This is a genomic window from Rhodopirellula islandica, from assembly GCF_001027925.1.
GTDB classification, from domain to species: domain Bacteria; phylum Planctomycetota; class Planctomycetia; order Pirellulales; family Pirellulaceae; genus Rhodopirellula; species Rhodopirellula islandica.
In genome coordinates, this window is sequence record NZ_LECT01000014.1 from 38,571 (window position 1) to 60,035 (window position 21,465).

Annotated in this window: 18 protein-coding genes; 13 read left to right on the plus strand and 5 right to left on the minus strand. The window is 59.5% G+C overall.

Annotation, left to right across the window (positions count from 1 at the left end):
- Positions 1-2 precede the first annotated feature (2 nt).
- The 3 genes from RISK_RS05425 to RISK_RS05435 all read right to left on the minus strand — a co-directional run bounded on the left by RISK_RS05425 (position 3) and on the right by RISK_RS05435 (position 1,321).
- Positions 3-395 (minus strand): acyl-CoA thioesterase, encoded by a 393-nt coding sequence (locus RISK_RS05425; RefSeq protein WP_047813262.1) that lies wholly within the window; start codon positions 393-395, stop codon positions 3-5.
- Between the two features lie 5 nt (positions 396-400).
- Positions 401-721, minus strand: coding sequence for a metal-sulfur cluster assembly factor (locus RISK_RS05430; RefSeq protein ID WP_007326213.1), 321 nt, complete (start codon positions 719-721; stop codon positions 401-403).
- Between the two features lie 144 nt (positions 722-865).
- The gene (locus tag RISK_RS05435; protein WP_236696047.1) at positions 866-1,321 is read right to left on the minus strand and encodes a ComEA family DNA-binding protein; all 456 of its coding nucleotides are present in this window, start codon (positions 1,319-1,321) and stop codon (positions 866-868) included.
- Between the two features lie 255 nt (positions 1,322-1,576).
- Here RISK_RS05435 and dapB point away from each other — a divergent pair, with 255 nt between their 5' ends.
- From dapB to RISK_RS05460, 5 genes are all read left to right on the plus strand, one after another.
- A complete protein-coding gene (gene dapB, locus RISK_RS05440) occupies positions 1,577-2,419 on the plus strand; it encodes a 4-hydroxy-tetrahydrodipicolinate reductase (RefSeq protein WP_083434799.1) in 843 nt (280 codons plus the stop codon).
- A gap of 4 nt (positions 2,420-2,423) precedes the next feature.
- Positions 2,424-3,419 carry a 1,4-dihydroxy-6-naphthoate synthase gene (locus tag RISK_RS05445; RefSeq protein ID WP_236696048.1) on the plus strand — a complete coding sequence of 332 codons (996 nt, stop codon included), beginning with the start codon at positions 2,424-2,426 and terminating at the stop codon, positions 3,417-3,419.
- Positions 3,420-3,512: 93 nt separating this feature from the next.
- Positions 3,513-7,097 (plus strand): serine/threonine-protein kinase, encoded by a 3,585-nt coding sequence (locus tag RISK_RS05450; protein ID WP_047813264.1) that lies wholly within the window; start codon positions 3,513-3,515, stop codon positions 7,095-7,097.
- Positions 7,098-7,172: 75 nt separating this feature from the next.
- The gene (locus tag RISK_RS05455; RefSeq protein WP_047813265.1) at positions 7,173-7,568 is read left to right on the plus strand and encodes a hypothetical protein; all 396 of its coding nucleotides are present in this window, start codon (positions 7,173-7,175) and stop codon (positions 7,566-7,568) included.
- A gap of 144 nt (positions 7,569-7,712) precedes the next feature.
- On the plus strand, positions 7,713-9,860 hold the full coding sequence (locus RISK_RS05460; protein WP_047813266.1) for an FAD-dependent oxidoreductase: 2,148 nt from the start codon (positions 7,713-7,715) through the stop codon (positions 9,858-9,860).
- 235 nt (positions 9,861-10,095) lie between these two features.
- On the opposite strand, the gene RISK_RS05465 is transcribed toward RISK_RS05460, so the two are convergent.
- Complete coding sequence (locus RISK_RS05465) at positions 10,096-11,244, minus strand: sigma-54 interaction domain-containing protein (protein ID WP_083434800.1); 1,149 nt, start codon at positions 11,242-11,244, stop codon at positions 10,096-10,098.
- A 4-nt stretch (positions 11,245-11,248) separates the two neighbouring features.
- On the minus strand, positions 11,249-11,854 hold the full coding sequence (locus RISK_RS05470; protein WP_047813325.1) for a nitroreductase family protein: 606 nt from the start codon (positions 11,852-11,854) through the stop codon (positions 11,249-11,251).
- On the opposite strand from RISK_RS05470, the gene RISK_RS05475 reads away from it, so the two are divergent.
- The 8 genes from RISK_RS05475 (at position 11,814) to RISK_RS05505 (ending at position 21,463) form a co-directional block, all read left to right on the plus strand.
- Positions 11,814-13,382 carry an aldehyde dehydrogenase family protein gene (locus RISK_RS05475; protein WP_173442619.1) on the plus strand — a complete coding sequence of 523 codons (1,569 nt, stop codon included), beginning with the start codon at positions 11,814-11,816 and terminating at the stop codon, positions 13,380-13,382. The two genes, RISK_RS05470 and RISK_RS05475, sit on opposite strands and share 41 nt — an antisense overlap.
- Positions 13,383-13,437: 55 nt before the next feature.
- The gene (locus tag RISK_RS05480) at positions 13,438-15,042 is read left to right on the plus strand and encodes a phytoene desaturase family protein (protein WP_047813269.1); all 1,605 of its coding nucleotides are present in this window, start codon (positions 13,438-13,440) and stop codon (positions 15,040-15,042) included.
- On the plus strand, positions 15,039-15,890 hold the full coding sequence (locus RISK_RS05485) for a lysophospholipid acyltransferase family protein (protein WP_047813270.1): 852 nt from the start codon (positions 15,039-15,041) through the stop codon (positions 15,888-15,890). The genes RISK_RS05480 and RISK_RS05485 overlap by 4 nt, the downstream gene beginning before the upstream one ends.
- Complete coding sequence (locus tag RISK_RS05490; protein WP_047813271.1) at positions 15,887-17,104, plus strand: glycosyltransferase family 2 protein; 1,218 nt, start codon at positions 15,887-15,889, stop codon at positions 17,102-17,104. Before RISK_RS05485 ends, RISK_RS05490 begins: the two co-directional genes overlap by 4 nt.
- A gap of 598 nt (positions 17,105-17,702) precedes the next feature.
- Positions 17,703-19,028: a c-type cytochrome gene (locus tag RISK_RS05495; RefSeq protein ID WP_047813326.1), complete on the plus strand. Its 1,326-nt coding sequence runs from the start codon at positions 17,703-17,705 to the stop codon at positions 19,026-19,028.
- A complete protein-coding gene (locus RISK_RS32465) occupies positions 19,025-19,201 on the plus strand; it encodes a hypothetical protein (RefSeq protein ID WP_053061070.1) in 177 nt (58 codons plus the stop codon). Before RISK_RS05495 ends, RISK_RS32465 begins: the two co-directional genes overlap by 4 nt.
- A 50-nt stretch (positions 19,202-19,251) precedes the next feature.
- Entirely contained in the window at positions 19,252-20,277 is a 1,026-nt protein-coding gene (locus RISK_RS05500; protein WP_390173919.1) for a COX15/CtaA family protein, read from the plus strand.
- Between the two features lie 13 nt (positions 20,278-20,290).
- On the plus strand, positions 20,291-21,463 hold the full coding sequence (locus RISK_RS05505) for a protoheme IX farnesyltransferase (protein ID WP_047813273.1): 1,173 nt from the start codon (positions 20,291-20,293) through the stop codon (positions 21,461-21,463).
- Positions 21,464-21,465 lie beyond the last annotated feature (2 nt).

Genomic DNA, 21,465 nt, shown 5'->3' on the forward strand with positions numbered 1-21,465 from the left:
CGTCAGCGAGTTTTCAGGTTGGGCAACCGAGCCAGTTTCCCGCTGCGATCGACGCAGGCGATCACGGAATCCGCTTCGACGAGCAACTGCCCATCCCGATGAATTTGATAGCGGTGTCGCATTCGAACTTTGCGAACTTCCATCACGGTGGTTGTCAATTCCAACCAATCATCGAACTCCGCCGGAGCGAAGTACTTCACATTCATTTCAGCGACGACCAGCATGTGGCCGTCGTCTTCAATCGATTTGTAGTTGTGACCGAGTTCGCGCAGCATCTCGACCCGCCCACGCTCGAAATAATTCAAGTAGTTGGCATGGTGAACTCGACGCTGCCCATCCGTCTCTTGATAGGCCACGCGGAATTCGTACTTGTGTGCAGGCAGCGAATCCGTCACCGCGATTAAAAGATGCCGAGGTGATCGCGAGCTTCATCGGTCATGCAATCCGGTGTCCAAGCCGGTTCCATGACGACTTTCACATCGCAGGTGTCGACTTCTTCCAGTGACTCCGCTGCATTCTTGGTTCCCGCGACCAGTTGAGGCCCGGCGGGGCACATCGGGCTGGTCATGGTCATTTCAACGTTGACGTCATGACGGCCGTCTTCTTTTTCCTCGCCGACTTGAACGACGTACACCAACCCCAGGTCAACAATGTTGACGTACAACTCGGGATCGATGACCTCTTTGAGGGCTTCGCGGACTTTGTCTTCAGCCAGAGCCATTGGAATGCTCGTTTGAATCAAGTGGTTGGGAATCGTTTGCCAGCGTCAACGCACGGACGCGGTCAGTCAGAAAAGTCGCCCCGAGGCGACTCTCGGGAGACGTTCATCATGGCCACCACCCCCGAAATCGTCAAACCGACGGATTCAATGATCCTTCGAGACCAAGTGATCCGGGGCGGAAATGGGACGGGAAGGCTCCCGAGCCGACTGGGACACGTGGACCCAAGGCCGCAAGGATTGCAACAACTTGGGACCGACGCCGTGAACCGTCATCAAACCTTCCACCGACCCAAAGGGGCCGTGAGATTCGCGATGCCGGACAACCCGATCGGCCAATTTGGGACCAATTCCAGGCAACAGAGACAATTCACGAGCGTCGGACGTGTTCAACCCAATGCTCAACGGCGAAGAAACACCCGGTGATTCCGGAGGCGAATCCGTGGAGACGCTCCGGGTTGTGGTTTGCGTCACCCAACACGTCGCCGCCAAAACCACCAGACTCATCCCCAACTGCAAACCGGGGTGGGTCAGCACACAAGCCGTTCTGCCGCCGCAAGGCTCAGTGGAGACGTCCCTGGCGGGAGCTTCAGTGACTGGCATCGACATTCCCAATCAAGCTTTCTGACGCGGGTGTTCCGGACACATCGTTCTTCGCCAATGCCCATGTTCGATCGGCCACGGGTCAGGGCAAGGTGCAAGCCTCGCAGGGCAGGGTCCAAGGAGCCCGATCGGCTCCGCATTGGCAATCCCAGTGCACGATCGCCCGACCTGTTGATTCGTTTGTGGTGTCGCTAGATTGAGGCGTTGGCGGCGTGATCGCCGATCCCTTACTTCCTTCTCAGACGGTTCAATTCGGTGGCAGATTCAACAGGTCCGATTTCCCTCACGGTTCATGGTGCAGCCGGTCGCATGGGACGCCGCGTCGTGGCTCTTGGCATGACGGACTCCAGCTTCCATTTGGTCGGAGCCATCGACCACGCCCAATCCGATCATCTCGGAAAAGACGCGGGTTCCGTGGCTGGTGAAGCCCCCTCAGGCGTTGAAATTTCTTCGACTTGGCCGACGCTGGGCGACCAAACCGGCCCTCAAGCCGTCGTCGATTTTTCCCTTCCCGAAGCCCTGGATGACTGCCTCGCCCACTGCGTGAAAGTCGGGTCGCCACTGGTGGTGGCAACCACCGGTTTGACCGACGAACAAAAGCAACGCCTGTCCGACGCAGCCGCCTCGATCCCGATCGTGTGGGCTCCGAGCATGTCGCTGGCGGTCAACCTGTCGATGAAAATCGCCGAGCAGATCACCGCGGCACTGAAAGACGTTTCAGGCGGGCTGGATGTCGAAATCCTGGAACGACACCACCGGTTCAAAGCCGACGCGCCCAGCGGCACGGCTCTGAAATTTGGTGAACTGATTGCTGGACAGTTGGGTGAATCCACCACGCATGTCCACGGTCGAGAAGGTCACACGGGCGCTCGAACTCGCGAAGAAATTGGCTACCACGCGATTCGCGTCGGCGACAATCCTGGCGAACACACGATCGTGTTCGGAATGCTGGGCGAGAAGATCGAACTGAATGTCGCCGCCAGCAACCGCGACTGCTACGCGTCGGGAGCCCTGGCGGCAGCGAAGTGGCTGATCCAAGAAAACAAAGGCCCGGGTCTGTACAGCATGTTCGACGTGCTGGGCATGTCCGACAACTGAGCAAGTGGCCCCGTCCATCCAATCGGCATCCAAACGGAGCCACCCAATCAACACTGCCCCACAACAACTTCGCATCGGTGAAGGTCCCGAACTGCACCTGGGAATCTCCACGTGTCCCAACGACACATTCGCTTTTTCGCGATTGTTGGATGCGGCGATGAATCAGGGCAGCGAGCCATCGTTTGACACCGGCGGGTTCACCTGGCGAATCGAACTGCTGGACATTGATGAGCTCAACCAGCGGCTTTTGGCGGGCGAATTTGATCTCGCCAAAACCAGTTTTCATGCGGCCCTGTTGATGGCCGATCAAACTCGAGTGCTGCCGGTGGGATCGGCGCTCGGATTTGGCGTCGGCCCGCTGCTGCTGGCCGCTCGAGCCGGTGAGACCCCGCAGACGCTCGCTCAAACCACGCTTTGCCCCGGCGAACACACCACCGCTCACTTGTTGTTCCGGCTGTTCTACCCGGAATCCAACCCTCCGGCCGGTTCCTCAGCCCCGGACGATTCTCCCCCTCGGGCCAAAACCTCGGTCAGGCAGGTCGTGTTTTCCGAAATCATGCCAGCTCTGCAGCGGGGCGACGCGGACTTTGGCGTCTGCATCCACGAGGGACGCTTCACCTACGCCGAGTCGGGACTGCATTTGGCGGCCGACCTGGGCAGTTTGTGGGAAAAATCCACTCAGAGACCACTCCCCTTGGGAGGCTTGGTGATGCGAGACCGACACTCCCCAGCGACGATGAAATCCGCCTGCGAAGTGATCCGGCGGTCGCTGCAATCAGCCCGTCAAACACCGGATTCAGCACTCCCCGCCATGCGTCGATACGCCCAGGAAATGGACGATTCGGTGCTGATGCAGCACGTCGATTTGTATGTCAACGACTGGACCGTGGACCTCGGGACGGTTGGCCAGGAAGCCCTGACGACACTCTCCGAAATGGCCCAGCAGATTGGGTTGGGAGCAGCGAAGCTCCGTTTTTTCTGCGGTGAAACCGGTGCCTGAGCACTGAGATTGTTTGCCCAGACCGGGGGAAAGAACTATCCTGGAAGTGAACGGATTGCCTCTTCTCTTCAGTCTTTTCCGCCGCTGCGTCGCATGGATTCCCGGTCGCTCCCCTCCTCCGATTCCTCGCAACCGGACCGTTCAGCGGTTTTGCCGGAGGGATCGACGGTGCACCGACCGAAACCAGCCTCCCAATCAACAGGCCCCGACACCTCGCCGCCTGATTCGACCGATGCATCGGGAACCGCCACTCAACCATTCGGCGTCCCCGTCGAAGAACCGGGTCGCGACCAACGGCAAAATTCAGCCGGACCGCCTCCCGCTCCCAATCCGCTTCGTGCGCCGGACGATGTGATCGAGGGAGCCGAAACGGTGATTCGAGCGGGCTCCAGCCGGTCCCATGTCTCGGCCACGCGTTCGCACCGATTGCCCGGCAACTCGTTTCGATTGCGAGACTCCTCCCACGCCTCGCATCGACACGCCACCCCGGCATCGATCACCCGTGAACTGGGCGGGCAACGGCTCAACCACTTCTTGCTGCTGGATCAAATCGGCGGCGGTGGGATGGGCGCCGTCTTCCGAGCTCGCGACGAACAACTCGGTCGAACCGTGGCGGTGAAGGTCATTCCCTTCGCGGCCGATGACCCCGACCTGCAAAGACGTTTCCGCAACGAAGCCCAAAGCGCCGCCAAGCTCGATCACCCGCTGATCGCGCGCGTCTTTGACGTCGGCAACGATGGCCCCTGGCACTACATCGTCTTTGAATACATCGACGGTGCCAACGTTCGGGACATGGTGGCAAACGGTGGTCCACTGTCGCTCGATGATGCCCTGTTCTTCACCATCCAAGTTGCCGAGGCGATTGGGCACGCGTCGCGTCGCGGCATCGTCCACCGCGACATCAAACCCTCCAACGTGATCGTGACCACCGATGGTGCCGTCAAGCTCGTTGACATGGGTCTGGCTCGCTCGGACAACTTCGACACCAGCGAAGACATGACGGCCAGTGGGGTCACGCTGGGAACGTTCGATTACATCTCGCCTGAACAAGCCCGCGATCCGCGACTGGCCGACATCCGCAGCGATTTGTACTCGCTCGGTTGCACCCTCTTCTACATGCTGACGGGTTCCCCACCGTTTCCCGGTGGGACCATGTTGCAGAAACTTCTCAGCCACGGGAACGCCGCGATCCCCGACATCCGGGAACACCGCGAAGACGTTCCGGCTGAGATGACGGCGATCTTGAACAAGATGCTCGCCAAGCTTCCTGAGCAACGCTACCAACGCAGCGAAACCCTGATCGCTGATCTCAGAGAACTGGCCTCACGTGAGAACCTGCCGCGCAGTCGCGGCGTCGCGGTTCCCACCCTGGAAGACGACGATCACCGCGAATCGATGCGTCGATTGCGTCGCCATTTGCCTTGGATGATCGCGGCAACCGTGCTGCTGTTCAGCGCTTTCGCAGTGGAATTGCATTCGCAACCTTCGCGTCGTGAACTCAGCCGCGCCATCGAGGCCTCGATCTCGCCGGATTCCGTCGAATCCGTCGCCCCACGATTACCTGCCAGCGTGGGCGAGACAAATGATTCCGCCGCAGCGGGGTCGCCACGAACCCCCACGCCTGGATCGGCGAGCGGCCCTCGCGTCGACGACTCAGCCTCCCCCAACTCGTCCCCGGCAACAGTTCGTGAAACGACCGACGGGGGTGCCACCTCGCCAATGAGCAACGGACCTGCGACCGGGCAGGGTGCCTTGTTGCCGCCGGGGCAACTGCCAGCCACATCCGTTGGCGATCGATTGCCCAACGGATCATCGCCGTCCACGACGCTCGACCAACCCGGTGCTGCGAGTGCCGCTGCAAACGATCCGACGATGGCGATCGATCAGTTAGCAGAGGACGCCGCAACAGTCCGAAACACCAGCACGCCGCGCGAGCCATCCATTCCACCTTCGATCGATCCCGATGCCGTGATTTCGGGGGCGACACCGTTGGCCGGCGGAATGACCATGAGCGACTCCGTGAGCTCCATCACTGGAGCCGATGGCGTGGGTCTGAACAGCGACTTTCCTTCGCAGGGGGCTGACCCACCTCGCCTTGGCAGCCTGCCTTTGCCACCTGGCATGACGGACGAGACCTACCAACCGCTGCCTTTGACTCCGACCGTCCCCAGCGTCGTCAATCGCGATGGGGAACGAAGCACGAGCCCGATCTACCCTGGCAGCCCGATGAATGGCAGCCCGATGAACGGCAGCCCGATGATTGGCCCCATCAATGCCAGCCCGTTGACCGGCGATTCCAGCACCGCGTCGACCGCCCCCGATTCCATCGCCTCGAACATGCTCAGTCCTGGCACAACGAGCTCCACCCGGCCGCTGACGACAGGCGACTCGGCCAGTGAACCCGCCGCCTCAGTGGATCCCAAAACCAGTCGCCCCAAGGCAGCGAATCCGGAACCCATCCGCGTCCAAATTGTTTCCACCGAAGCCCTCCGAGTTCCCCAGCTTCGCGAAGAAGCCGCTCGTGCCGGCGTTCAGCTTGCCACCACGCTGGCGGATGCATTGCAGTTGGCCGATGAATTGGAAATCGATCGCATCGACATTGCGACGCCGCAACTTGTGTCCGCGCCAGTCACCATCCCTCGCAGTGACCTGATTCTCTCATCCAGTCTGCCTGGTGGCACCGAAATCGTGTTCCGCTCGACCGAGAACGTGGACATGCAGCGAAGCGAAATGATGACGATCGGTTCGCACCGAATCGAAATGTCAGGACTGCATTTTTTCTGGACCGTCCCCGCCACCGAAACGGACGGCGGGGCAATGTTCGCGATCAACGACAACCGTCGCGTTCGTCTGCGCGACTGCACCGTGACGATCGACAACGCGTCGCGACGAGATGATGTGCAAGCTTTCAGCGTTGTCACGGATCCAGAGCGACTGCCCTACGACCGAGTGGAGAGCGGTGCGGTGGCGGACACCAGCGGAGCTCTGCCGCTGGTATCCATTGAACTGTCCAACGTGATTGTCCGTGGTCAAATCACGATGTTGCGAATGGACGTGGCCGCGGAACTCCAACTGCTCTGGGAAAACGGACTGTTGGCCGTCTCTCGCCGAATGATTGAAATGGGCGGCGCTCTCCAGCCCCCTCATCCGTCCTCGGGATCCGTCCGGCTGTCTCTGGAACAACTGACTGCGATCACCCCCAAAGGCCTGCTGCAAATGCGGATGGGCGTCAGCGCGCCCTACCCGATCGAAATTGAGCGACGGGCCGAGGAATGCGTGTTTGTCGTCGACACAGGAATTCCTCACATTGAATTAACAGGAATCCCACGTGTCGACCGAGATGAAATTTGGGTGCGACTTCGCGGATCTGGCAACGCCTACGACACCGACACCAGACTGGACGACCCCATGCTGCTGATTCGCGATGAATTGGGGCAAACCAGGGTCACGACGATGAGCGATATCCTGGAAATCCTGGAAGATCCGCCGCCCTGGATGAACGAACGGCCACCGCGATGGACCGTCCGTTGGACCGAGCGACTGCCCGAATCGACCCCCTCCAGCCGGTGGTCTCCGCGTAATTTTAGGCAAGATGGATCGGTTGTGGGTGGATTCCAGGAACGGTCTCTACCTAGAATGCCGATGGAACCTACATTTGACTTTCCCCCCACACCGTGACTTTAATGGTGCGTCGGCGGTCTCGTCGGCTCCCGCCTGAAATCCCACCTGATCTTTACTTGAGGAACCTGCTTGATGAAACGCTTGGCTCTTGTTCTGGGCATCGCTGCCTGCTTTTCCACCCCATCGTTCGCGATCAGCGAATTTGGCAAACAGTGGAAAGCTGACTACATCACCGAAGACACCGACTCTGATTTCGTGAAAGCGACCCGCAAAGCTGGTTGCAACCTGTGCCACGTCAAAGGCGCACCAGAAAAGAAAGAAGCTCGCAACGAGTACGGGCGAGCCCTGCAGAAGCTCCTCGATAAGAAGGACTTCCCCAAGGAATACTTCAAAGAGCATCCAGAAGAAGCCGCTGCAAAGATCACGGCTGCTTTCAAGAAGGTTGCCGAAGTGAAGAGCACCGACGGCAAGACCTTCGGTGAAAAGATCAAGGCCAACGAATTGCCAGCGACCGACGCAGGTCTTTGATTGACCTGCCCGCCGCGTGAGGTTCGAACAGAACCCCATGACGCGTGGTGAATTCGACTAAACTACGAAGCCCGATGAGTGTCCCACTCATCGGGCTTTTTTCATGAGATGCCCCACCATTCTCCCCACCTGGATTCTCACACCATGCGTCCCGCCTCTTGGCCGAGTCATCGCTTGTCGATGTGCTCGATGATTCTCGCCACGCTGCTGCTCATCCCCGCTTCGCAAACGAAAGCCGAAACGACTCATGACGTCGTCGTCTACGGCGGCACCGCCGCGGCCGTCACCGCGGCGATCCAGTCCGCTCGCATGGGCCAATCAGTCGTCATGGTTTCACCCGACGTGCACCTGGGCGGCCTGACCAGTGGAGGCCTGGGCTGGACCGACACGGGCAACAAAGCCGTCATCGGTGGACTCGCCAAAGACTTTTATCACCGTGTCTACAAGCACTACCAAAACGACTCCGCGTGGAAGTTCCAAACTCGCGAAAAGTATGGCAACCGAGCCCAAGGGCACCGGGCCAGCGACGATGACCAAGCAACGATGTGGGTCTTTGAGCCGCATGTCGCTGAAAACATCCTTGATGAGATGCTGGCAGAACACGACATCACCGTCCTCCACGACGCGTGGCTGGATCGGGAAAAAGGCGTGACGAAGCGGGATGGTCGCATCGTGTCCATCCAAACATTGGATGGCAAAACGTATGCGGGCAAGATGTTCATCGACGCCACGTACGAAGGCGACCTGATCGCCGCAGCCGGGGTCGCAACGGCGCACGGTCGCGAAGGAATCAGCGACTACAACGAACCTCACGCGGGTGTTCAAACCGGCGTCCTGCATCACTCGCACCACTTCGACGTGTTGCCGCGACGGGTTGATCCCTACGTCGTGCCAGGTGACCCGAGCAGCGGGGTGATCCCCTTGGTCAGCCCCGATCCGCCAGGCGAATTTGGTTCCGCCGATGATCGTGTCCAAGCCTATTGCTTCCGAACTTGCATGACGAACCATCCAGAAAATCGCGTGGCGTGGACACGGCCCGAGGGCTACGACCCGGCCACCTACGAAATCATGGCCCGCACCTTCGAAGCGGGATGGCGAGATGTGTTCAATAAATTTGACCCCCTGCCGAACTTCAAAACGGACACCAACAACCACGGTCCCGTCAGCTTCGACAACATCGGTGCCAACTACGACTACCCCGAAGCCACCTACGAACGCCGCCAGGAAATCATCCAGCAACACGAAAACTATCAACGCGGGTTGCTGTACTTCATCGCCACCGACCCTCGGGTGCCGAAGGAAGTCCAAGACAAGATCAACCAGTGGGGCTTGTCGGCGGACGAATTCGCGGACAACGACCATTGGCCGCATCAAATGTATGTTCGCGAAGCCCGGCGGATGGTGGGCGAATTTGTGATGACGGAAAACCATCTTCGAAAGGAGTTGGCCACGCCTGATTCTGTCGGCATGGGCTCCTACGGAATCGACTCGCACAACACCCAGCGTTACATCACGCCGGAGGGCTACGTCCAAAACGAAGGTGACCTGGGTGTCTCCACACGCGGGCCCTACAAGATTGCGATGGGTGCGTTGCTGCCGAAACGCGACGAATGCGAGAACCTTCTCTCTCCGGTTTGCGTCTCAGCCACCCACGTTGCCTTTGGTTCGATCCGCATGGAACCCGTGTTCATGATCCTCGGTCAATCGGCCGCAACGATCGCCGCGCTCGCCAATCAATCCGAACGTGCCGTTCAAGACATCCCGTACGCCGACCTTCGCAAACGGCTGCTCAACGACAATCAAATCCTGGAAATACCAGCCGACATTTCGAATGCCAGCTACCCGGAATCACTGAACCTGAAGTCGGTCGAAGGCATCAGCGTCGATGACACGCAAGCCGACCGCATCGGCGGTTGGATTCAAAGCCACGCCTCAGGCAATTTCTATGGCTCGGGCTATCACCACGACGGCGAGGCCACGGACCGCGTCCGACAAGCGATCTACCAAACGGACTTGCCCAAGTCCGGCCTGTACGAAGTGCGGGTGAGTTACCCCACCAACTCCAATCGTTCCAAGCAAACACGGATCGACATCCACCACAGCGCAGGCACCACGACTCACCGAATTGACCAGACTCAATTGAAGCCCGCGTCCAAGAAGCAGCCCTTGCTGGCGCTTGGTCGGTACGCCTTCGACACGACGAGTCCCGCCAAGGTGGTCATCTCGAACGAAGACGCGAACGGCTACGTCGTGATCGACGTGGTCAATTGGCTCCCGGTCGAAAAGAAGTGAATCGTAGAACCGTTGTCCCCCGCTGGTCTGTTGAACAGCCCTCAAAGGCCAAGCCTCATCCCAACTGAGTCGGCATCCAAACGTTTGCGTCACGCGGCTCGCCAACCTCCGCGACGGCTTGTTGATTGAACCCTAACCCGACGCGTGAGTTTTGAAGTTGCGCGTCGGGTTGTGAAATCGAATGAATCAACAAGCCGGAGAGCCTTGGGATTTCAACCCAAGGTCATCCGCCGACTCAGTCATCGAGGCTGAGACCGTAGTCCTTCATCTTCTTTGACAACGTGTTTCGGTTCATCCCCAAACGCGTGGCGGTCTTGGTCTGCACACCGCCGCATCGCAACAACAACTGAGAAATCAATTCGCGTTCGACTTGATCCACCACCACCGAATGCAAATCCTCTGCCTCGTCGGCTTCGTCCAACCCTCGCTGAACAACGATTCGAGCGAGTGTCTTCAGATCCATTCGACTGAGATCAAACGCCGCAGCTGCTCCCGAGGATGCCTCCGCGGATTCAGGCGGCGTGTCGATGGAACCGTTGCCCATTGGTGCGATTGAACTCAACCCGCCTGCGGAGCTCGCCGATTCGCGCGTCGCGACGCTGCGTTGGGGATCACGCACACACAAGGGCAGCGCGTCGAGCACCAACTCGTCTGTGTCGCTCATCACGACCGCTCGCTCCACATAGTTTTGAAGTTCGCGAACGTTTCCGGGCCAGTGGTAGTCCTGCAAAGCTCGCATCACACCGTTCCCGAGGTGCGAGACATAGCGGTCATTGACTTCGTTGTAGTGATCCAAGAAGAACGCCACGAGCGCCGGGATGTCTTCGCGTCGGTGTCGCAACGCTGGCAGCTCGATCGGCACCACATTCAAACGCCAGTAAAGGTCTTCCCGAAACTCATCGAGCTGCACTTGCCGCATCAAGTCACGGTTGCTGGCCGCGATGATTCGCGCGTCAGTTCGATGACTGGAAGTGTCACCGACTCGTTCGAATTCCTTTTCCTGCAACACCCGCAGCAGTTTGACCTGCAACGTCAACGTGGTGGAGTTGATCTCATCGAGAAAGATGCTGCCGCCGTCGGCGGCTTCGAAACGACCAGCGCGATTGGCAACGGCACCGGTGAAGGCACCTCGCACATGCCCAAACAATTCGCTTTCCAGCAAACTTTCGCTCAGCGCGCCGCAGTTGACTTTGACGAACGGGCCTCCGCTACGGTGACTCAATCGGTGCACCGCCGAAGCGATCAACTCCTTTCCTGTTCCGGTTTCTCCAAGGATCAGCACCGACGCATTGCTCACGGCAACCTTGCGGGTCACGCGATCGACTTCACGCATCGCGGGCGAATTGCCAATGACGCCGGGTAGGAGCTGTCCTCGAGAACTCACAGAATCACAACCAAGATGCGGATTGCCCGAATGCGTCCATGAAGACCTGATTCTTCAGTGGCGTTCGTTCTCGGACACCGCTCTGGCGGTCTTCTAACATCTGTTCCGCATCGGAGTTGGGTTCGCGTTCGTCGGCATACCCCATGGCGATCGCGGTGGCGGGCTCGTAGCCTTCCGGAATCTGATACTGGCCTCGGACCTGGCTCAGATTGACACCTGCCATTTGGTGCGTCTGCAAACCCAACGAGGTCGCTTGCAGAGACATCAGTGCGGCGGCGGCACCGAGGTCGTGCAGGGCGACTCGATTGGGTTTCTGGTTGTAAGAAAAATTGGTTCGAATGACGGTGCAGATCAGCACGCCTGCATGGGACGCCCAATCACGGTTGGCTTCCAACAGGCACTGCAACATGGCTTCAAAAGCCTCCCCGTCTTGGCGACGTGCGACAATCCACGACCATGGTTGATCGTTAAAACTGCTGGCAGCCCAGCGAGCGGCTTCCAAGCACTGACGCAATTTGTCATCTTCGACTTCACGCCCATCAAACCGATATGGGCTCCATCGATCAGCGATGACGGGCAAAACTTCCAGATCCGTTTCGTTGACTGCCATCTTCCATCCAACGCTTTGCAAGATTGTTTTGAACAACGTACCCCAGGTCGCCACGCCCAAAAACGCGACGCCAAACCGCCCCGGTGAGGTGCCGATAGGTTATCACGGCGGTGCAAAGTGGGCTACGTGGTCGATTCGCCAACGCTGTCAAATTGTGAGTCGTGCACGCGACGAAATCGCTTCGCGAGTCGATCAGTTGACACACTTCAGCCGGAGCAAACAACGGACCGACGATGCAGAAACGGTGGCGTCGGAATTGCTCCCCTTGTGCGAGGCATTGCGGTGGATCGGCAAGCATGGGAAGAAAACGCTGGCACCCCGAAAAGTTGGATGGATCGGGCGTCCAATGTGGATGTGGGGCGTCCGCAGCGTCGTCCAACGAGTCCCCCTGGGGCGAGTCCTGATCCTCGGAACCTGGAACTACCCGCTGCTGTTGCCTGGCGTTCAAATGGCACAGGCCCTCGCCGCGGGGAATGAAGTTTGCCTCAAACCCGCCGCCGGGACCGAAGCCGTGTCCGCCGAATTGATCGCCGCTTTTTATGCCGCGGGCGTACCGGAACATGCGATCACGTTGCTGAATTCCACCACCGAGGCGGCGATCGAGGCCCAAGCCTCAGGCGTCGACTTGGTCGTCTTGACCGGATCCGTCGAAACCGGCCGAAAAGTCCTGCACCAATCGGCCGAGAACCTGACCCCTTCGATCATGGAATTGTCCGGGGTGGATGCGGCGATCGTGCTGCCTCAGGCCGACCTCAACCGCGCAGTCGAGGCAGTCACGTTTGGTCTGCTGTTCAACAGCGGTGCAACTTGCATCGGCCCGAGGCGACTGATGATCCAAACCGATCCATCCACCGCCGCCTTGCCAGAACGACTGATCGATCGATTGCGAAAGACCAACGAAGTCACCCTTCATCCCGCGGCGCGGACCAGCACCGCCGACTTGCTGGACGATGTTCTCCGAAAAGGTGCCAAGGACAGCCTGGGCCGGTACGATTCTGCCACCCTTCGCACCACCGGCAAGATGCACGCCGTGGTGCTTGAAAACGTCCCCGAGAGTCATGCCATTTTGCAAAGTGACGTGTTCGCGCCCGTCATCTCGATCATCCCGGTCAAGCTGCCCGAGCACGCGGTCCAGATGGTCAATGCATGCCCGTATCGTCTGGCCGCCTCCGTGTTCGGCCCGACTTCCCAAGCTCAATCCATCGCGAAACAACTGGATGTCGGCGTGGTGACGATCAATGACTTGGTCGCACCCACGGCCGACCCCCGCTTGCCCTTTGGTGGTCGCGGCCAAAGTGGCTTCGGCGTGACGCGAGGCCCAGAAGGATTGCTCGCGATGACCACGCCTCGAGTCATTGCCACCCGACGCGGCCGCGTCGCGATGCACTTGTCACCTCGAAACGATGCCGATGCGGAATTGTTGTCCGGCGTACTGCAGTGGTCGCACAGCACCGGATGGACGCGGCGAATCGCAGCCCTCCGGCGAGTCACCACTGCCGCCGCTCAGTGGCGTGCATTAAAAAAGTAGTGCATGACGCACCCGCATTTGCCCGGAACGTTTCCCCACGGATCGAAAGCCCCCGATGATCGCCCCCCATTCCGCCGCAAATGAACCCTACGCCCCGGCTGAGAAAACATCCAATCCACAACATGTCGTGGTGGTTGGCGGTGGATTGGCCGGATTGTCATCTGCCTGCGTGTTGGCCGCCCGCGGTCACAAGGTCACGCTTTGCGACAAAAACGATTGGGTCGGCGGCAAAGCGGCCGTGCATCAAACCGAAGGCTACCGATTCGACATGGGGCCGACGATCCTGACGCTGCCGAGTGTCTTGCGTCGGGTCTTCACCGAAGCCGGGCGAAAGATGGAGGACTACCTCGATCTCATCGCCTTGGATCCGCAGTGGCGATGCTTCTTCGAAGGCACACCCCAATCAGGCACCCAAGAGAACACGGTGCTGGACTTGGTCGCTGACGTCGAACAGATGAAACGTCACCTGCGTGACTTCACTGGGGGCGACGCAACCGGCCAAGGTTACGAATCATTCATCGAGCGAAGCAAGCAACTTCACGGTGTCTCGGATCGATTCTTCTTTTGGCGATCGATCGGTGGGTTGGCCGACACCATGGAAGTCGGGGGTGCGTTTTCCGCCGCCGTGTTGAAAGATGTCCTGTCACTCAAGATGGGTCGCAGCGTCGCTTCGATCGTCCGCTCACACGTCCCTGAACATCGTGTGTCGCAAATGATGGATCACTTCACCCAGTACGTTGGCTCGTCGCCCTACGCGTCGCCTGCCGTCTTGTGCAGCATCGCTCACATGCAAACCGAAGAAGGCATTTGGTACCCGATCGGCGGCACGCGAGCGGTCCCCGAGGCATTGTCAAAACTCGCTGGCGAACTCGGCGTTGACATCCGAACCGGAACCGACATCCTGCGGATCGAAACCGGAGGCGGATCGGTCAGCGGCGTGACCACAGCGGGCGGCGAAACGATTGCCTGCGATGCCGTGGTCAGCAACTGCGACGCGATTCGAACCTACCGCGAATTGCTCAGCGGTACACCGGAGTCGACCAAGTTCGAAAAGTCCAATCACTACGAAGCGGCCTGCAGTGGCGTGGTGCTGTACCTGGGACTGAACCGCCGCTACGAACAACTGCTGCACCACAACTTCGTGTTCTCCAAAGATCCGGAAGAAGAGTTCGACTACATCTACAAAAAAGGCCAACCAGCGCCCGATCCAACCGCGTACGTCTGTGCTCCCACGATCAGCGAACCCGAAGTGGCACCCGATGGCTGTGAAGCTCTCTATATCTTGGTGCACACGCCTTACCTGCGGCCCGGTCATGACTGGAAAGCCATGCTGCCGAACTACCGTGACGTGATTCTGGACAAACTGGAACGAACCGCTGGGATGGAAGGCATTCGCGATGCGATTGTGACCGAAGATTCACTGACTCCGGAGGGCATCCACAATCGTTACCGCGTTCTCAACGGCGCGATCTATGGTTTGGCCAGCCACGGCAAGTTCACCGGCGCCTTCAAACCTGGCAACCGTCGCAAGGACCTCCGTGGTTTGTACCTGGCCGGCGGGGCGGCTCACCCCGGCCCTGGCATGCCGATGGTCTTGATGAGCGGCTGGATCGCAGCGGATTCGCTGGACCAAGACGTGACCAACGGAAAATTCGCGTGACGGCAGCCTCCGACGTCATTGCGAAACCGGCGGATTGGTTTCAAAACGGATTTCATCGGTTCCTGCACTCCTACCTTCGTCGCAACTTCCACGCGATCGCGTTCGCACGTGAAACGGAATTGCAGACGCAGTTTCATTCGTTGGCCGAAGCAAACCCAGAACACGCCCAGGCCTCACCGCTGCAGGACGGCAGCCTTCCGCTGATCGTCTACAGCAATCACGCCTCGTGGTGGGATCCATTGCTGGCTCACGCGATCAACGAACGGCTGCTCGCGCCGCGACAGTTCTATGCACCGATCGATGCGGAGGCACTCCAGCAATACAAGGTTTTCGAAAAGCTGGGCTTCTTCGGCGTGCAATCGGATTCGAATCGAGGCGCCGCCCAATTCCTCAAGACCACCGCGGCCTTGTTCCAGCGTGAACACAGTGCGTTGTGGGTCACCCCCGAAGGACGCTTCGCAGACGTTCGCGATCACGAGGCGGAATTGATGCCCGGTCTGGCTCACGTGTGTTCGAAACTGGACCGCGGCTGGGTCCTGCCGCTGGCGATGGAATATGTGTTTTGGGACGAGCGTTTACCGCTGGTCTTGTTCCGTTTCGGCGATGTCATCTCAATCCCCACCGTGAGTGACTGGGACAAATCTCATTGGTCGGCCGAGCTCACGCGGCGTCTTCGGACCAGTCAATCGCGATTGGCGGAATTGTGCATCCAGCGATCGAGCGAACCGTTTCAAAATCTACTGCCAGGCAAACGCGGAGCTTCCGGTATGTATGACACGGCTAGGCGATTGAAGTCGTGGATGACCGGCCAATCATTCCAAGCCAGTCACGGGGACCAGTTTCAATGATCGCTTGGATGGAATGGTTCCTCATCGCGGTCCTGCCGTTTGTCTCGTTGGTTCTGGCGGCGCTGGCGGCGGGCATGTTCGTGTCCAATTTGCCACTGTTCATGGACGGCAAACGATCCGATCACGTCGACGCATCTGAATCGGGCGGCACCGATCCTCCTCGCGTGTCGGTGTTGATCCCAGCCAGAAACGAAGAGAGCTCGATCGCGGCTTGTATCGAATCCGTGTTGCGATCCGTGCAGGTCGACCTGGAGGCCATTGTGCTGGACGACGGCTCCACGGATCAAACCGGAACGATCGTTCGCGAAATCGCACAGCGAGACTCGCGAGTAAAGTTGATCGAAGGCATCGAACTTCCCGAAGGCTGGAATGGCAAGCAACATGCCTGTTACCGACTGGCTCAGCATGCCGAATGCGAACACCTGTTGTTCTTGGACGCCGACGTGCGACTGGAACCGACCGCCCTGATCGATCTTTGCCGACGTTTCGCGGTTGAACACGATGGCGGCAAAATGGGTTTGCTCAGTGCCTTCCCTCGGCAGGAAACCGGCACACTGGCCGAGAAACTCTTGATCCCGATGATGCACTTCATCTTGCTTTCGTACCTGCCGTTCGCGCGGATGCGAGGCAGCACGCACCCGGCGTACGCGTCCGGATGTGGGCAACTGTTCTTCACAACCCAGGCCGCCTACCAGGCCGCGGGGACTCATGCTGCAATTCGATCGAGTCGCCATGATGGGCTGAAACTACCCAAGGCCTATCGAGAAAACGGGATGCTGACGGACTGCGTGGACGGGTCGCAGTGGGCGGTTTGCCGGATGTACACGTCGGCGGGGGAGGTGGTGCAGGGGCTGCTCAAGAACGCAGACGAAGGCATCGCGAATTCTCGGTTGTTGATTCCGTTCACGATTTTGTTGGGCGGAGCCAATCTGTTGCCGTGGATCACGTTGGTCATTGCCTTGGCAAAGCGGTCCAGCCTGATCGTTGAAGGCTTGCCGGTTTCGACGTCGGTGGTGATCGGGATCCTGGTCAGCACGATCGCGATTTTGGTGAGCTACGTGCCTCGAATGACCGGGGCGATCCGGCTGGGGCAGAGCGTCACGGGAGCGATCCTGCACCCGATTGCGATCGTCAGTTTCCTGCTGATCCAGTGGTGGGCATTCTGGAATCACCTCCGAGGCCGACAAGTCACCTGGCGCGGCCGCCTGGGCTGACGCACGCTGCTTCCCACCGAAGATGACCATGGGTTGAAAACCCAAGGCTTTCGGCTGCCGTCGCTCCGCGACTGGTTGTGCGTGTCGGGGTGAGCTAACAACCGCGGAGCGGTGACAGTTGTCAGCCTCGGGTTTTCAACCCGAGGTCTCGATACAACCTCCTGACTCGACAAGCCGCTCGGGACGCGCGAAAAACAAATGGTGGCTGGCGTCTCGGTTTCGCCCCGGATGGGGCCGTCGTACTTAGCTCGGGGCGGAAGCCCCGAGAGACCGATACCGGAAAACAAACGGTCGCCCCGGACGGGGCCGTCGTGGGATTTTGGGGAGTCCCTCGCTCACGCGTCGGGTTGTGATGGGTGGTCTTGGTGAGACATTGGATCGAGTCTTTTCAGATTGTTGGCGAGCGGGCGGATTGCCGCACCCCGTTTTCCTGCGTCTTTTTATCCGGTTGGCTCCCTGGAGCAAATGTGTTCCGATTTGGGGGTTCGCTTTGTTTTCAAGTGCAAGGATTCCTTCGTTGTTTAGGCCTCATTCACGTCTTTGGTTGCTGGCCGCTGCGTGCTGCCTTCCTGTCGCGGTTGGCTGCAATGACAGCGAGATGGAGTTTGAATCCAATCGTGTTCATGCGATGGCGCTCGAACGTTCACGGGATCTGCCTACCGAAGCGGCATTGGCGGATGTCGAATTGGTGCTGGCCGAACTGTTCGGAACCCCCGCAGAACCCGCCTGGCCGGCCGATCGACTGACCGCCGACCAACGTGCATTGGTTTCGCTGGAACGGCTTCAACAAGCCTCCGGGTCCGTCGAAAGCGACGCTGAGAACGTGCACCGCGGGCTGTACACCGAGCACTGCGTGATCTGCCACGGTGTTTCCGGCAGCGGCGCCGGTCCTGCATCGATGTACCAGTGGCCTTACCCCCGAGATTTCCGGGCCGGCGTGTTCAAGTGGAAATCAACGCAGCGGGATGCCAAGCCGACTCGCGATGATCTGCGGCGATTGCTGGTAAACGGGATCCCAGGCACTCCCATGCCTTCGTTCATGACCGTGACGCCAAGCGACCGCGAAGCGCTGATCGACTACCTGATTTATCTCTCGATTCGCGGCGAAGTCGAGCGTCAACTGCTGGCTCTGGCGATCGATGACCTTGGCTACGAAGACACACCGCCGACCGATGACCTGCGTTTGCGAGTGACGGTCACGGAACAAGCCAATCTGGGAAGAAACGAGGCAGGGGAGATCGTTTTTACCGATTTGACACAGTCCAGCCGTGATGCGAAGCCCCAGGCACCTGACGAGGGCAATCAACCTGAATCGACGGCCGTGGAACCGACCGAAGGCGAATTGGCGGTCGAGGAAATCCTGCAGGCGGTGGCCAGCGAATGGGTTCAGCCGCAGGCGTCTCCCGTGCCACCAGAACAAATCCCCCATGCCGCCGATGAACTGCACGCCTCGATCGCTCGCGGTGCCAAGCTGTTCAGTGGCCAAGTTGCCAACTGCGCGGGGTGCCACGGTCCGGCGGGGCAGGGCGGGTTGCCGCTGAATGACCTGGATGACTGGACCAAGGAATTCACGACTCGGATTGGGATCACGCCCACGGATGCCGACGCGGTCAAACCTTTCCGCAAAGCCGGCGCACTGCCACCGCGAATCATCGAGCCCCGCCGACTGGCTGGTGGGGTGTTGCGAGGCGGCGACGATCCTGAGACCCTTTTCCGCCGGATTCAGCACGGAATCGCAGGAACGCCGATGCCGGGAATCGAACTCAGCGAGTCAGCCACGGGCGCAACAGGACTAACCCCTGGAGACGTTTGGGACTTGGTTCATTACGTTCAGTCGCTGGTCCAGCCCACGCCCAAACCGTCCGTGCGTGTGGTGGACGACGAAAATCCCTCCGCTGCCGTAGAAACAGGTGTCTCCTTATGAGTCGCGACAATTATCGAACCGTTGGCGCGATCGTCGGTTTGGCATTGGGAATCGGTGCCATGTTCCTGTTCGGCATGTCCGGAATTGTTCCCGGAGCCATGTTTGGCGCGGGTGGATGCGTGATTGGCGGGATTGCCGGAGAACAGATTTTTGATCGACGAGGGCAGCAATGAACCAAGCTGCTGACACCCAAAACGCATCCGAATCCGGCCCCGAATCCGAAATGGAACGCCCCGCGGACGCGAACACCAGCGATTCACCGAAGGAGGACGGCTCGCAATCCGTTCCCCAATGGCCTCACCGGCTGACTCGCGTGATGGTCTGCTTGACCTGGCCGCTGATCTGGGTCGGGGGGTTGGTGACGACCTACGACGCGGGCATGTCGGTTCCGGATTGGCCGGGAACGTACGGGTACAACCTGCTTCTGTATCCGATCTCGACTTGGTTGCTGGGGCCGTTCGATTTGTTCATCGAACACGGCCACCGATTGCTGGCCGCCCTGGTTGGCTTCATCGCAATCGGGCTGGTCATTTCTTCCTTCCTGGCTGAAAAACGTCGCTGGGCAATTGGTTTGTCGGTGCTGGTGCTTGCCGCCGTGATTGGGCAGGGCGTTTTAGGCGGCTTGCGTGTGACGCTGAGTGCACGGACGCTGGCGATGATCCATGGATGCGTCGGCCCCGCGTTTTTTGTGCTGTGTGTGATCGCGGCCTGCGTGACCGGCCGGAACTGGCTGGCCGCTTCGGTGCGTAAGTCCGCCGAGGGCACTTCCCCGCAAACCCCGACCGCGTTTTGGCCAATCGCGTTGTTGGTTTTGGCTTACATGCAGTTGGTTTTGGGAGCGATGATGCGGCATGCCTTGCCCGGTTTCAGCCCGGTCGGATTTGCCCACATCGTCAAGACGCACATCACGATTGCCTTCGTCTTGTGGCTGATGACGGCTCTGGCGTACTGGCGAATGCGGCGCTGCGGCGATTTGACGCTGTCGCGTCCGGCGGGTGCCTTGATATGCTTTGTGGCCGTGCAAATCGGCTTGGGGGTGGCGACTTGGATTGTCAACTACGGCTACCCACAGATGCTGGCTCCACTTTCAGCGTCTGGCTCGTACCTGCTGCACAGCAAGAACGTCCTGGACGCCTGGATCGTGACGGGTCACGTTGCGACGGGATCGCTGATCTTGGCCGTTTCGTCACTGCTGTTGGTTCGCTTGTACCGCCGCCGACGCGTATTATCCTTCTCTGTCTCATCCTGAACCCGGAACGATCATGGCATCTGATTGCCGCGAAACGCTCGAGATTGTCGCCGGAAGTGGTTTGTCCCTCGATGATGGGTCTCTCCAGAACTCGGGTTCGCTCCCTCGCACCCGCTCGGCGGCGAGCGGATCGACTGCCGTGCTGGAACCTTCGTCGCGGATGAAACCTGTTTCCCGCCCGCGTCCCTCGACCGATCGAGCCAGCACGTTGAATGATGAAATTCCCGTGCCAGAAGCCACTCCAAAATCGCAAGCTTCCGACGCACCATCGGACGCAAGCCCCGCTGCGGCCACACGCGCCGACCGAGGTGTCTTCGCCGATGTGATCGAGCTGACCAAACCCCGCATCGTCACGATGATCCTGGTCACCACCGTCGCCTCGGCGTTGATCGCTGGCAGCGCGACGCTGACCTTGGTCGATTGGTTTTGGCTGATGATCGGAACCGCTCTGATCGCTGGCAGTGCAGGCGCGGCCAACCAAGTTTGGGAGTGCCAAATCGATCGCAACATGCCACGGACCGCCAATCGTCCGGTCCCCGGTGGACGGATGAGTTATGCCGTTGCATTTGGCTTGACCGCCGCCAGTGGAATTGCCGGAGGAGCCATCCTGTGGCTGGGCAGCGGCCCGATTCCCGCCAGCGTCGGCATCGCGACTTGGTTGCTCTACGTGTTGGTCTACACCCCGATGAAAACCCGAACCGCTTGGAACACCACGGTCGGTGCGATCGCCGGTGCTCTTCCTGTGTTCATCGGCTACACCGCCGCCGGTGGAACACTGACGGAACTGCCTGGCTGGATGTTGTTTGGTGTGCTGGCATGCTGGCAGTACCCCCACTTCATGGCAATCGCTTGGCTGTACCGAATTCAGTACGCCAAAGCGGGTTTTTGCATGACCACAACAGTCGAACCCACCGGACGACACGCGGCTTGGCAGAGCATTCTCGGCAGCGTGGCGTTGGCGATCTGCGGCGTGGTTCTGGCTTGGTTTCCCAACGGCCAATGGGTGGCATCGGCCGCCAGCGTTCTCGCAACGGTCCTGATCCTGGCCGCCTCGTGGCCGCTGTTGCGAGCTTCTTTGAACTTTCGTGCGAACCCCAATGACACGACCGCTCGCAAAATGCTTCGCTGGTCACTGGTTGTTCTGCCCGCCGTGCTGCTGGTGATGACTCTTCGAGCTTCACTGTAAAA

Bases quoted from the DNA above. Each gene is read 5' to 3' on its own strand.
- RISK_RS05500 (WP_390173919.1), top strand. From the start codon at position 19,252: ATGGAACGCCCCGCGGACGCGAACACCAGCGATTCACCGAAGGAGGAC.
- RISK_RS05480 (WP_047813269.1), top strand. From the start codon at position 13,438: ATGATCGCCCCCCATTCCGCCGCAAATGAACCCTACGCCCCGGCTGAG.
- RISK_RS05475 (WP_173442619.1), top strand. From the start codon at position 11,814: ATGACGGGCAAAACTTCCAGATCCGTTTCGTTGACTGCCATCTTCCAT.
- RISK_RS05495 (WP_047813326.1), top strand. From the start codon at position 17,703: ATGGAGTTTGAATCCAATCGTGTTCATGCGATGGCGCTCGAACGTTCA.
- RISK_RS32465 (WP_053061070.1), top strand. From the start codon at position 19,025: ATGAGTCGCGACAATTATCGAACCGTTGGCGCGATCGTCGGTTTGGCA.
- RISK_RS05450 (WP_047813264.1), top strand. From the start codon at position 3,513: ATGGATTCCCGGTCGCTCCCCTCCTCCGATTCCTCGCAACCGGACCGT.
- RISK_RS05455 (WP_047813265.1), top strand. From the start codon at position 7,173: ATGAAACGCTTGGCTCTTGTTCTGGGCATCGCTGCCTGCTTTTCCACC.
- RISK_RS05430 (WP_007326213.1), bottom strand. From the start codon at position 721: ATGGCTCTGGCTGAAGACAAAGTCCGCGAAGCCCTCAAAGAGGTCATC.
- RISK_RS05490 (WP_047813271.1), top strand. From the start codon at position 15,887: ATGATCGCTTGGATGGAATGGTTCCTCATCGCGGTCCTGCCGTTTGTC.
- RISK_RS05435 (WP_236696047.1), bottom strand. From the start codon at position 1,321: ATGCCAGTCACTGAAGCTCCCGCCAGGGACGTCTCCACTGAGCCTTGC.
- RISK_RS05470 (WP_047813325.1), bottom strand. From the start codon at position 11,854: ATGGCAGTCAACGAAACGGATCTGGAAGTTTTGCCCGTCATCGCTGAT.
- RISK_RS05505 (WP_047813273.1), top strand. From the start codon at position 20,291: ATGGCATCTGATTGCCGCGAAACGCTCGAGATTGTCGCCGGAAGTGGT.
- RISK_RS05460 (WP_047813266.1), top strand. From the start codon at position 7,713: ATGCGTCCCGCCTCTTGGCCGAGTCATCGCTTGTCGATGTGCTCGATG.